The sequence below is a fragment of the Streptomyces sp. NPDC104226 genome (assembly GCF_055584085.1).
The window spans coordinates 503,492-515,852 of record NZ_JBVJMS010000001.1 but is presented as its reverse complement, the minus strand read 5'-3'; the positions used below and the strand labels follow the sequence as shown (position 1 = coordinate 515,852).

The 12,361-nt window shown below is 73.1% G+C and carries 10 protein-coding genes; 5 read left to right on the top strand and 5 right to left on the bottom strand.

The annotated features are described in order from the left end of the window. Window positions 1–124: 124 nt before the first annotated feature. Window positions 125–877, top strand: a complete 753-nt coding sequence (locus ACZ60J_RS02340) for a DUF1838 family protein (RefSeq protein ID WP_469678269.1) — start codon at window positions 125–127, stop codon at window positions 875–877. Window positions 878–944: 67 nt separating this feature from the next. On the opposite strand, the gene pip is transcribed toward ACZ60J_RS02340, so the two are convergent. Further along, the gene (pip, locus tag ACZ60J_RS02335) at window positions 945–1,907 is read right to left on the bottom strand and encodes a prolyl aminopeptidase (RefSeq protein ID WP_469678267.1); all 963 of its coding nucleotides are present in this window, start codon (window positions 1,905–1,907) and stop codon (window positions 945–947) included. A gap of 434 nt (window positions 1,908–2,341) precedes the next feature. Here pip and ACZ60J_RS02330 point away from each other — a divergent pair, with 434 nt between their 5' ends. Both ACZ60J_RS02330 and ACZ60J_RS02325 read left to right on the top strand, forming a co-directional pair. Beyond that, window positions 2,342–4,105: a S8 family serine peptidase gene (locus ACZ60J_RS02330; RefSeq protein WP_469679092.1), complete on the top strand. Its 1,764-nt coding sequence runs from the start codon at window positions 2,342–2,344 to the stop codon at window positions 4,103–4,105. A gap of 264 nt (window positions 4,106–4,369) precedes the next feature. Further along, window positions 4,370–7,147 carry a helix-turn-helix transcriptional regulator gene (locus ACZ60J_RS02325; protein ID WP_469678265.1) on the top strand — a complete coding sequence of 926 codons (2,778 nt, stop codon included), beginning with the start codon at window positions 4,370–4,372 and terminating at the stop codon, window positions 7,145–7,147. Between the two features lie 27 nt (window positions 7,148–7,174). Here the strand turns inward: ACZ60J_RS02325 and ACZ60J_RS02320 are convergent, their stop codons facing one another. The 4 genes from ACZ60J_RS02320 to ACZ60J_RS02305 all read right to left on the bottom strand — a co-directional run bounded on the left by ACZ60J_RS02320 (window position 7,175) and on the right by ACZ60J_RS02305 (window position 9,765). Then, complete coding sequence (locus ACZ60J_RS02320; RefSeq protein WP_469679091.1) at window positions 7,175–8,086, bottom strand: glycoside hydrolase family 19 protein; 912 nt, start codon at window positions 8,084–8,086, stop codon at window positions 7,175–7,177. Between the two features lie 173 nt (window positions 8,087–8,259). Continuing rightward, window positions 8,260–8,670, bottom strand: a complete 411-nt coding sequence (locus tag ACZ60J_RS02315; RefSeq protein WP_469678263.1) for a rodlin — start codon at window positions 8,668–8,670, stop codon at window positions 8,260–8,262. Between the two features lie 334 nt (window positions 8,671–9,004). After that, entirely contained in the window at window positions 9,005–9,196 is a 192-nt protein-coding gene (locus tag ACZ60J_RS02310; protein WP_469678261.1) for a DUF5302 domain-containing protein, read from the bottom strand. A 125-nt stretch (window positions 9,197–9,321) separates the two neighbouring features. Then, entirely contained in the window at window positions 9,322–9,765 is a 444-nt protein-coding gene (locus tag ACZ60J_RS02305) for a MarR family winged helix-turn-helix transcriptional regulator (RefSeq protein WP_266875140.1), read from the bottom strand. Between the two features lie 144 nt (window positions 9,766–9,909). Here ACZ60J_RS02305 and ACZ60J_RS02300 point away from each other — a divergent pair, with 144 nt between their 5' ends. After that, complete coding sequence (locus ACZ60J_RS02300; RefSeq protein WP_469678258.1) at window positions 9,910–11,436, top strand: MFS transporter; 1,527 nt, start codon at window positions 9,910–9,912, stop codon at window positions 11,434–11,436. A 193-nt stretch (window positions 11,437–11,629) separates the two neighbouring features. Further along, window positions 11,630–12,202 carry a HutD/Ves family protein gene (locus ACZ60J_RS02295; protein WP_469678256.1) on the top strand — a complete coding sequence of 191 codons (573 nt, stop codon included), beginning with the start codon at window positions 11,630–11,632 and terminating at the stop codon, window positions 12,200–12,202. Window positions 12,203–12,361 lie beyond the last annotated feature (159 nt).

Sequence of the window (12,361 nt, the reverse complement as noted above, 5' to 3'; positions counted from 1 at the left end):
TCCGCAAGGCGGGTGCCACGGCTGGCCCCGCTACCCGCTGTCCGGCGCCGACCGCGGCGGTTCCGCCACGCATGGCCGGTCCGGTGCTTGCCCGGTACCGGCCGACCGCGCAGAGTGGCCCGGTATGACACCCGAAGACCTCTTGCAGGCATTCGCCCGTACCCGCGTCTCCCTCGACGGATCCGAGGTCACCTTCTGGTGGACCGGCGACGTCCACGCCTGGGCCCCGGGAGAGCCCTACCGGCGCCTCTTCGGCTTCGAAGGCCTCAACGTGGCCCGGCTGGTGGAGGACGAGGCGCCGGGGACCTACCAGCTCCTCACCCGCGAGGCCGCGTTCTACCTGGACCCGCTGACCCGGGAGATCCTGGAGACCTGGGAGGACAAGCCCGTGGTCCACGTCTGGAACGACCCGGCGAACCAGAAGTGGCGACCGTTCCCCGTCCCCATGACCGCACTGGGCGACGAGGTCTGCTTCAGCCTGGAGATCCCGCTCGCCTACCCCTCCCCGCTGCCCGTCGCGCAGTACCCCGCGAACTCGGCGGACGACACCTACCGCGCCCTGGAGCTCTTCCAGTTCTTCGCCCCCGCCTCGGTGCTCGCCACCGCCGAGCCCAGCGTCCCGTCCACCATGACCTGGACCCGGATGTCGCCCTGGCTGCCCTGGATGGAACAGGGGCAGCGCCCCGGCGGGCTCACCTTCCACTGCCGGGGCCGCAAACTCGCCTCCTACGCGGAGGTCCCGGAGCGGACCCGCGCGTACGTGGCCGCCCACCACCCCGAGTTCGCGCACGCCCCCGAGAAGTGGACGGAGCCGAACGAGACCAGCTGGACCTACTTCCGCAGGCTGAACCCACCGGCGGGCCCGCTCGGCGCCTGAGCCTGCGCCCGGCCTGCCCGGCTCCCGAGCCCGGCAGGCCGGACGGCCCGGCCCGGTCCGAGGGCTCTCAGCCGGCGGTCGCGAACCGGTCGAGGGCCCCGAGCACATGGCCGAGGGTGGCCGCTCCGCCCATGTGTCCGGCCTCCTCCACCACGGTCAGCTCCACGCCGGGCCAGGCACGGGACAGCTCCCAGGCCGTGCCGAGGGGGCTGGCCATGTCGAGGCGCCCGTGGATCAGGACGCCCGGGATGCCGGCCAGCCGGTGGGCCCCGCGCAGCAGCTCGCCCTCCTCCAGCCAGGCTCCGTGCGAGAAGTAGTGCGAGCAGATGCGGACGAGGGCGACGCGGGCCGCCGGCGGCCGGCCGGTGTACGGCTGGGAGGCGCCCTTCGTCTCCCCGGACAGCACCGCGTCCTCCCAGGCGCACCAGTCGGCCGTGGCCTTCGCCCGTACCTCCGCGTCGGGATCGGCCGCCAGGCGGGCGTAGGCCCCGACGAGGTCGCCGTCACGCGGTGTGCCACCGGATCCGGCGACGAACCGCTCCCACTGCTCGGGGAAGTACCGGCCGACGCCGCGGTACAGCCAGTCGATCTCCGAGCGCCGCGTGGTGGTGACGGCCGCGATGACGATCTCCGAGACGTGCGCCGGGTGCCGCTCGGCGTAGGCCAGGATCAGGGTGGAGCCCCACGAGCCGCCGTACAGCAGCCAGCGGCCGATGCCGAGGTGCTCGCGCAGCCGCTCCATGTCGGCGACCAGGTGCCCGGTGGTGTTGTACCGCATGTCGGTCGCCGGATCGCTCGCGTGCGGGGTGCTGCGGCCGCAGCCGCGCTGGTCGAACAGGACGACCCGGTAGCGTGCCGGATCGAACAGCCGACGGGCTGCCTCATTGCACCCCGACCCCGGACCACCGTGGACCACGAGGGCCGGCTTTCCGTCCGGATTGCCGCACACCTCCCAGTAGATGACGTTCCCGTCGCCGACGTCGAGCATCCCCTTGTCGTAGGGCTCGACCGGCGGATAAAGCTCTCCCACGCCCGCACCTCCTCATCTCCCAGCCCCGAACGCCCCTCCACCGGGGCCCCGTCGGGGTCCGGCCACCCTACGGGGGGCCCGGCAGGGTGGTGACAAGGGTTTTCCCCGTATCGCGTTCATCCCCGCTTTGCCTACTGTCTGCCCACCGGCGATCCTCCCCGTCCGAACAGCCCCCGCGCCCACCCCACATGGCGTGAAGCTGCGAGGCCGGACGTCGCCGGTGCCACCGTTGCCCAGCCCCGACGCTGCGGCGGGCGACCACGTGGTGTGCAGCAGCGGTGGCCGGGCGGGTTTGACCAGCCCGTTCCGGTCCCGCCGCCGCCGGTCAACCTCCCACACTGCACCAACCGGCCGCCCGGTGCGCTCCGTGGCGGCCCGCGAAAGGGAACACCGTGCACGCATCCAGACGACGCAGGCTCATATCCGTGGTGGCGATGTCCGTCACCCTGCTCGCCGGCTCCGCCACCACCTCCCTGGCGCTGACCGCCGCGGATCCCGCCCCCGCCTCGACCCTCCCGGCTGCCGGCGCCCCCACCGCCGTGGCCCCCGTCGAGAACCTCATCGTCGGCTACAAGTCCTCGGCCGCAGAGGCCGGCTCCAACACGGCCGCCGCCGCGGACGCGGAGGCCAAGGGCAAGAAGGCCTCGAAGAAGGCGAAGTTCGACCGCCGCCTCGGCACCGGAGCCGCCCTCGTCTCCCTCGGCACCCCGGCCGACGCCGCCGCCGTCATGGCCCAGTTCCGCGCCGACCCCGACGTGGCCTACGTCGAGGCCGACTCCCGCGCCTACGCCCTCGCCGTCACCCCCAACGACACCGAGTACGCGAAGCAGTGGGACCTCTTCGAGCCCACCGCCGGCATGAACGTCCCGGCGGCCTGGGACACGACCACCGGCTCGGGCGTCACCGTGGCCGTGATCGACACCGGCTACGTCGCCCACTCCGACCTCGCCGCCAACGTGGTCGCCGGCTACGACTTCATCTCCAGCTCCACCGCCGCCCGTGACGGCAACGGCCGTGACAACAACCCCGCCGACCAGGGTGACTGGAGCGCGGCCGGCGAGTGCGGCGTCGGCTCCAAGGCCAGTGACTCCTCCTGGCACGGCACCCACGTCGCCGGCACCATCGCCGCCGCCACGAGCAACTCCAAGGGCGTCGCGGGCATCGCGTACGGTGCGAAGATCCAGCCCGTCCGCGTGCTCGGCAAGTGCGGCGGTGCCACCTCGGACATCGTCGACGCCATCACCTGGGCCTCCGGCGGTACCGTCTCGGGCGTCCCGGCCAACGCGACCCCGGCCAAGGTCATCAACATGAGCCTCGGCGGCTCGGGCGCCTGCACGGCCACGTACCAGAACGCCATCAACGCCGCCGTCGGCCGCGGCACGACCGTCGTCGTCGCCGCCGGCAACAGCAACGCCGACGCGGCCGGCTTCTCGCCCGCCAGCTGCAACAACGTGATCAACGTCGCCGCCAGCAACCGCACCGGCGACCGCTCGTTCTACTCGAACTACGGCGCGATCATCGACGTCGCCGCCCCGGGCGGTGAGACCCGCCGCGCCACCGACACGCCCGGCACCATCACCACGCCCGAGAACGGCATCTGGTCCACCCTGAACACCGGCGCCACCACCCCCGGCGCCGAGAACTACGAGCCCTACCAGGGCACCAGCATGGCCGCCCCGCACGTCGCGGGCCTCGCCGCCCTGCTGAAGTCGGCGAACTCCGCGCTGACCCCGGCCCAGATCGAGTCCGCGATCAAGACGAACGCCCGCCCGCTGGCCGGCACCTGCACCGGCGGCTGCGGCACCGGCCTCGCCGACGCCGCCGCGGCCGTGGCGGCCGTGACCTCGACCCCGCCCACCCCGGGCTTCGAGAACACCACGGACTTCGCGATCGGTGACAACACCACCGTGGAGAGCCCGGTCACCGTCACCGGTGTCACCGGCAACGCCCCGGCCACCCTCAAGGTCGCCGTCAACATCGTCCACACCTACATCGGTGACCTGAAGGTCGACCTGGTCGCCCCGGACGGCACCGTCTACACGGTCCACAACCGGACCGGCGGCAGCGCCGACAACATCAACCAGGTCTACACCGTGAACGCCTCCTCCGAGGTCGCGAACGGCACCTGGAAGCTGCGGGTCAACGACAACGCCGGCGGCGACACCGGCAAGATCGACTCCTGGAGCCTGACCTTCTGATCCGGGCCCGCTGAGCCGAGCCCGCCGCGTCCGGCCCCGGGCCGGATCCCCACCGCGGTCCAACTCGGCCTGACGGCACGATAGTACGGACCAACAGCCCGTCCGACCTGCTGATACACCGCGTATCGGCAGGCCGGGCGGGTTTTCCTGTCAGGTGACTGAATTCTGCGTCACAATCCCGGCCAGCCGGTCATCCGACCTCGTATTGTCGCGTCTCACAGGAAGGGCACAGAGAACGGGCAAGCGAGAGGCTGGTGGCTGTGCGTGGTGGTGGCGACGGGGAACGCCGACACGACCGTGGGACACGGTGAACTGATCAAGGCGGTCGACCGCGCGCTGACCACGCACGGACGCGCCCTGCTCACCGGACCCGCAGGCTCCGGAAAGACCGAGGTGCTGCGCGCCCTCACCGAGGCCGCCGCGCTGCGCCACGAGACCGTGCTCCATCTCGCCCCCGGAGCCGCCGACCGGTGGATACCCGAGGCCGCTGCCGCCGCCCTCCTCGCCTCCGTCCCGGCCGCCGCGCTGGAATGCCTCTCCGGACCGCAGCGCACCGCCATCGCCCTCCTGCGGCGGGAAACCGACGCGCCTCGCGTCGGCCGCGACCACGTCGCCCTGCGCCTCGCCGTCGTCGAGGTGCTGCGCACCCTCGCCGCCCGCGGTCCCGTCCTGCTCGCGCTCGACAACGCCCAGTGGCTGGACGCGGAGAGCTCCGACCTGCTCCGCTTCGCCCTGGGCCTGACCCCGCCCCGGGTCCGGGTCCTCGCCGCCGAATGCGTCCAGGGCGGGACGCCGCTCTCCGAGCCCCTCTGCGGACCGGACGCCCCGCAGATACGGGTGCCCCCGCTCGGCACCGACGAGATCGCCGAGCTGCTGATGCGCCGGGGCCTTCCGGCCCGCCTCGCCGGCCGGATCCACCAGGCCAGCGGAGGCAACCCGCGCCTCGCCCTGGCGCTCGGCCGCTCCGTCGCCGAAGCCGCCGGGTCCCGCGACGGCGCCGCCCACCACGCCGATCCGCTGCCCGTCTCCGGGCAGGCCCGCGAGGTGGCCCGCCGGCTCCTCGGCGTCGTGCCCGCCCAGGCCCGGCGCACCCTGCTCTACGCCGCCCTCGCCGCACGCCCCACCACCGCGCTGCTGCGCCGGGCCGGCCGGCTGGCCGCCGAGGCCGAGCTCGCGGTGGCCGAGCGGGCCGCGCTGGTCACCGTGGAAGAGGACGGGACGGTCCGGTTCATGGCCGGGGCCCTGCCGACCGCACTGGCCGCCGACGCGGGCTGGCCCGAACGCGCCGCCGGGCACGCGGCACTGGCCGCCGCCGTCGACGACCCCGTCCAGGCCGTACGGCACCGCGCGCTGGCCGTGGACGCCCCCGACCAGGCGCTCGCCGCCGAGGTCACCGAGGCCGCCGCGTCCTGCAGGCGCCGTGGCCAGCGGGCGCTGGCCGCCGAACTCGGTCTGCTCGCGGCCGACCGCACCCCCTACCACCTGCCCGGGGAAGAGCTCGCCCGGCTGGTCGCCGCCGCCGAGGACGCGGGCTGGGCCGGCCGCGCCGACCTGGCCCGCCGCGCCACGCGCGCCGTGCTCGCCCGCGACGCCTCGCCGGGCGACCGGGTGCGTGCCCGCCTTGCCGTCATCGACGCCGCCGGTCAGGCACTCGGAGCCCTCGACGAGACCTTCGCGTACGCCATGGCCGACGCCGAGGGCGACCCCGCCCTCCAGGCCGCCGTGCGGCTGCGGACCGCCTGGAAGCACAACCTCAGCGACGGCGACCCCGTCCGCTCCCGCGACGCCGCCGCCGAGGCCGGCGCACTGGCCCGCAGCGGCGGGGACCAGGTCGCCGAAGCCATGGCGCTGACCGTACGGGCCCGCATGGGCCGCATCCTCGGGGACCGGGACGCCGAGGAGATCCTCGCCGAGGCACTCGCCCTGCCCGCACCCGAGGTACCCCTCGGCATGCGCAACGCCCCGCAGTACCTCGCGGTCCGCCACGCCCTCTTCGACGACCGGAACGCCGACGCCCGGCGCCAGCTGCTCGTGCTGCTGCCCGCCGTCCGCCGCACCGGCTCCGCCGAGGACGTCTTCGAGGTGCTGCGCAGCCTCACCGAGGTGGAACTGCGCCGGGGCAGGTGCGCGGCCGCCACCGCGCACGCCCGTGACGCCCTGGAACTGACCGTGGAGGCCGGCCTCTCGCCCGGCCCCGCCTGGTACCTGGCCGCCCTGGCCGAGGCCATGGGCGGGGGTTTCGCGCGGGCCGCCGGATACGCCCGGCGCGGCATCCAGGCCTCCGAGGAGGAGCACGACCAGGTCTTCCTCTCCCGGGGCCTGTACGTGCTCGGCCTGGTCGAACTGGCCACGGGCGAGGCCGCGAAGGCCGTCACCACCCTGCGCCGCGTGGCCGAACTGGAGGCCGCCCAGCAGGTGGTCGACCCCTCGATCCTGCGCTGGCACGGCGAGCTCGCCGAGGCCCTGATACTCGCCGACGTGCCCGAGGAGGCTGCCGATCTCCAGGCCGGGGTGCGTACGACGGCCCTCGCGCTCGGCCGCACCAGCGTGATCGCAGCCCTCGACCGGGCCCGGGGCCTGTGCCTGTCGGCGCAGGGCGACGCCGATGCGGCGGTGGCCCTGCTGGAGGACACCGCGCAGCGCTTCGAGCACCTCGAACTGCCCCTGGAACGGGCCCGTACGCTGCTGGCCCTGGCCCGGGTGGAACGCCGCCGCCGGCGGCGCGCACCCGCCCGCGCCGCACTGGCGGCGGCGGCCGAGGCCTTCGCCCGGGCCGGCGCCACCCCGTGGGCCGAGCTGGCGCGGGAGCCGTCGCCGTCCTCGTCCGGGAACGAGGGCGGCGGCGGAGCCCGGCCCCTGGCGGTCCTCACGGAGGCGGAGACCCGCCTCGCGGTGCTGGTGGCCCAGGGCGCCAGCAACCAGGAGGCGGCCGCGAAGCTCTTCGTCAGCGTGAAGACCGTGGAGGCCCGGCTGACCCGGATCTACCAGAAGCTGGACGTCCGGTCCCGGGCCCAGCTGGCCACCACGCTGCGGCTGGGCTGACCGCAGCGGGCGGGGCGAAGAGCCGCCTCAGCAGCTCAGGTTGTTCCCCGGGGTCACGCCGAGGATCTGGGTGAAGCTCTGGTACTTGTTCACGCGGCTCTGCACCTGCGCCGGGTTGCCGCCGTTGCACTCCAGGGCGCCGTTGATGGAACGGATGGTCTCGCCGAAGCCGGCGCCGTTCACCATGGCGGAGTGGGCGGTCATGGTGCCCGGACCGTTCTGGGTGTTCCAGTACCAGAGCGCCGTCTTCATCGCGACGGCCGGGTCCTGCTCCACCAGGTAGGGGTTGGCCAGGAGGTTGATGCCCAGGGCGTCGCCGGCCGCCTTGTAGTTGAAGTTCCAGCTCAACTGGATGGGCCCGCGCCCGTAGTAGGCGGCCTGCCCGGCGGGACAGCCGTAGGGCTGGTTCGCGTCGCAGTAGTGCGGGTAGTTGGCGGTGTTCTGCTCGACTATGTGCACCAGTCCGCCGGTCTCGTGCGAGACGTTGGCCAGGAAGGCCGCCGCTTCGCGCCGCTTGACGGTGTCGTCACCGGTGGTGGCGAAGCCGGGGTAGGCCGACAGGGCCGCTACCAGGCCGTTGTAGGTGTAGAAGGGGTTCCGGTTCGGGAACATCTGGTTGAACTGGGCCTCGCTGACCACGAATCCGGAGGGGTTGGGGTTGGTCGGGTCCGGGTCCGGGGTCCCGCCGCCCCCGCAGACGCCCTGGTCCGACCAGACGCCCCACTGGCCGGTGGTGCCGGGGGTCTCGCCCTGGGTCCACCATTTGGCCTGCCAGTTGTGGCCCCCGTACGAGGCGCTCGTGCCGCCGGTGTAGACGGTGGAGGACGCCCACGCGCCGGCGCACGCGGGGGCCGCGGCGGCGGGGGAGGAGGGGAGGGCGATCGCGAGGCCGAGGGTGACGGCCGCGGTGGCGGCCAGCGAGAGGGCGCGGCGGCGCAGGGTGCGCTTCACGGAAGTTCTCCTTCAGTGGGGGGAGTTGCCGTGGGGAGGCAACGGGCTACGGACACCTGCGCCCACTGAAGCGAGGGTGGTCTGGACCTGTCAAGGTCTAGACCAAAACGAAGCGCCGGTGCGCCGCCCCGAAGGGCAGTGCACCGGCGCTCCGTTGAGGGTCAGCTACCGGCGGAGACGTTGCCGGAGAGGACCGGGATGTTGTCCAGGATGTGCGAGGCCGTCTCGTCACCCTTGGCCTGGGTGGAGTTCTCGGCGCACTGCTGGTTCTGCGGGTTGGACGCGATCGGGATGTCCTGGACGCCGACGTTGATCAGGGCCAGGATCGACTGCGCGTTGACCTTCGCGGGCAGGCCGACGCAGAGCTTGTTCAGGGAGCCCTGGATCGCGGCCATCTGCGGGCTCATGGAGCCGGAGGTCTCCTGGTTGCCGTAGAGCTGGGAGGACTCGTTGCCGTTGACCGTGTTGACGCCGTTGTCGTTGCCGATCGCCATCGCCGGGGAGGCTACGGCGGCACCGGCACCCAGAACGGCGGCGGTGGCTGCTGCGGTGGCCATGAACTTCTTGAGCATGTGGGAGATCCTTCTTCTGTCGCACTGTCGCATGAGATAGCTGCCCTCGGCGGGACGAGCTGCTCAACTGCCGTGGACACCGGGGGTTATCACCCATCACCCGAGTGGCTCAACCTTGCACTCCGGGGGTGCGGTCCCGTGTCGGCCGATTGACCGAACGCGGACGGGCGGGCGGATCTCATGGCCCCGAGTGCGTACGTGCGCGTGCGCCCCGGGCTCGCGCCCCGTGCGCGGAGCGGAGGTGCCGCCCCCGACCGGAGCCGGACCTTGGTGCAGGTCCCGGGCCCGGGCGGGGCCGGCGGGGCGGTGCCGCGGCGATGCGGCGCCGCCGCGGTCAGCCGGTCTTGCGGCGGACCTTCTTGTTCTTGCCCCCCGGGTTGCCGCCGGCGCCCTGGATCTTCGCCCGGCTCTGGTGCGCCTGCTGCGACTGGGCATTGGCGGCGTTCCGCTCCAGGGCCTCCTTGAACTTCCGCTTGGCCGCCTCGGCCGGCGATTCGTTCTGCGGGGTGTCCGATTCTTCTGGCATGCGTCCTCCTGGATCGTTCTGAAGCCGTTGCAGTCTGTCAGGTGGCGTTTCCCCTGGCCAACGGGTTCGTGCGGAGTGGCCGCGAGTCGGCTCCGGAGCTGGTCCGGAGCTGGTCCGGGACGGTCTCAGGCGTCCTTTTCCAGGGTCGGGCGCAGTCGCTCCAGCAGGGCGTGGAGGGTCGCGCGCTCGGTGTCGTCCAGGACGTCGAGGGCGCCGTGCGTGGCCTGCATCTCCTCGCGAACCCGGCGGATCACCTCGCGGCCCGCGTCCGTGGCCACGACGTTCTTGACGCGCCGGTCCGCGGGATCGGGCTCGCGGCGCACCAGCTCGCGGGCCTCCAGCCGGTCCACGATGCCGGTCACGTTCGAGGCGTCGCACACCAGGAGGGTGGCGAGGCCGCGCATCGGGAGGGGGCCGTTCAGCTGGGCGAGGACCTTCGCCTGGGTGGAGGTGAGGCCGTGGTGGGCCGCGGCCCCCGCGAAGTCACGCCACTGGGCGGTGCCGATCGCGGCGAGAAGCTCCAGCAGCTCCAGCTTGGTCGGGACGGCGTGGGGGGTGGTGGCGCTCATGCCCCGGAGCGTACTCAAGGTGTTTCACATTATCAACCTTTTACTTGACCACCTTAACTATTGAGGTCTACCGTCTGCTGGAGTCGAAGTACTTGATGACGTCAAACATCTGCGATCTGAAGCACTGAGAAGGTCTTCCCTGCCATGAGCACCACCACCTCCGCCACCACCCGGGCCGGCGGCCACCGGAACGAGACGGTCATCGTCTTCGCCCTGAGCCTGGCCGCCATGGTCGTGTCGATGATGCAGACGCTGCCGGTCCCGATCCTGGGGCTGATCCGCAGCGATCTCGGCACCACCACCGCCAACGTCAGCTGGGTGACCACCGCCACCCTGCTGTCCGCCGCCGTCTTCACCCCGCTGCTGGGCCGCTTCGGCGACCAGCACGGCAAGAAGCCGACGCTGGTGGCCGTACTGGGCGTCATGGTCGCGGGCTCCGTCATCGCGGCGCTGGCGTCCTCGCTGCCCCTGCTCCTCCTCGGCCGCGTCCTGCAGGGCGCCGCCACCGCGATCTTCCCGCTGGCCCTCTCCGTGCTGCGCGAGGAGGTCCGCCCCCAGAAGCTCCCCGGAGCGATGGCCCTGGTCAGCGGCACCCTCGCGTTCGGCAGCGGCCTCGCGCTCGTCGCCACCGGCCTGCTGACCTCCGGCAGCGACGCCGACTACCGCAACGCCTTCTGGATGGCCACCGGCTTCGCCGTGCTCGCGCTGCTCGCCGTCGTCTTCCTGGTCCCGGCGACCAAGCACAAGACCGGGGGACGTACGGACTTCCTCGGCGCGCTCACCCTGGGCATCGCCCTGCTCCTCCTCCTGCTGCCGATCTCCCAGGGCCACGAATGGGGCTGGGCCTCCGGCCGCACGCTGGGCAGCTTCGCGGGCGCCGTCGTCATGACCGCCGTCTGGGTGTTCACCGAGCTCAAGGTCAGCGAACCGCTGGTCGACATGAAGATGTTCGTCCACCGCCCGGTCCTGATGGCCAACCTGGCCGGCATCCTCGTCGGCTTCGGCATGTTCGCGAACTTCCTGGGCGTCTCCTACCTCGTCCAGATGCCCGAGGCCCTGACCGGCTACGGCTTCGACGCCTCCATCCTGCGCGCCTCCGTGCAGTTCCTGCTGCCCGGCGCGATCGTCTCCCTCCTCGCCTCGCCGGTCGGCGGCCAGCTGGTCCGCCACCGCGGCCCGCGCGCCGCACTGGCGGTGGCCGCCGCCCTCGGCGCCGCCGGCTTCGGCTGGCTGGCCCTGGACCACGGCCACACCTTCTCGGTGATCGGCGCCGGCCTCGTCGTCGGCGCGGCCGTCAGCTTCGGCTACGCGGCCATGCCCGCCGTGATCATGGCGAGCGTCCCGCACCACCAGAGCGGCATCGCCAACGGCATCAACTCGATCTCCCGCTCCACGGGCAGTGCGATCGGCAGCGCGATCGTGACCACCATCCTGGCCTCGAAGACGATCGAGCACCTCCCGGCGGGAGTTCCCGCGCTGCCGGCCGAATCCGGCTTCACCCTCACCTTCGTCATCGGTGCGGTGGCCTTCGGCCTGGTCGCTCTCATCAGCGGGATCGGCCTGCGCGGGACCCACGGGCCGCGGACGGCCGCCACGGGCGGAGCCGCGCCGGTGACCGCCTCGACCGGCGCCGCGCCTGCGGCGGCCGCCGCCGTGAAGGCCGACGCCTGACCGGTCCGCACGCACCGCATCGACGGAGCGACGCTTCCGACGGGCCGCCCCCGGTTCCCGCCGCACACGCGGTGGGAACCGGGGGCGGCTTCGTCCGTTCGCGGGCCGGGCGTCCCCGCACCGTCGCGGGTCCCGGTCGCCCGGATAGGCTCGACCGGGCCCGGTGAGGATCTCCCCGGCCCGGAAGGGTGCCATGACCAGCGAAGAACCGATCCGGATCCTGCGGGCGGCCGGCCGTCCGGCCGCCCCGTGGAAGAACGGCGGGGGAGTGACCCGCGAGATCGCCGCCGGACCCGAGGGCTCCGGGATGGACGACTTCGGCTGGCGGGTGAGCCTCGCGGAGGTCACGGGGGACGGCGCCTTCTCCGTCTTTCCCGGCGTCGACCGCACGCTCACCCTCGCGGAGGGCGCCGGCATGGACCTGGAGATCGGCGGCGTACGACGCCTCGTGGACCGGCGGTACGTCCCCCAGCGCTTCCCCGGGGACGAGCCGACCGGCTGCCGTCTGCTGGCCGGGCCGGTGGTGAACTTCAACGTGATGTACCGCAGGGGAGTGGTCGGCGCCGACACCGCCGTCGTACGGGGGGGCCTCGCGCTCACCGTCCGGCCCGGCGAGAGCCTGCTGATCGTGGCACTGGAGGGGACGGCCGAGCTGCCGGGCTCCGCGGAACTGGGCCCGTACGACGCCGCCCTGGTCACGGGCCCGGCCGAGACCGCCCTGCGGAGCGCCGGCCACACGGCGGTGGTCCGCCTCACCCTGTCCTAGAGGGTGTCGGCCCTGGGGGGCGCGAACGCAAGAAGACTGCAACCCGCAGGCCCCCCGCCGACTCTGCCCCGAGGCTCTGCACGTCCACGCCCGAAGGCTGCGGAACGGCTGCGGACCTGCTGCGAGCAGGCCCTGAGCACGTGTCCGTAGCCGCGGCGC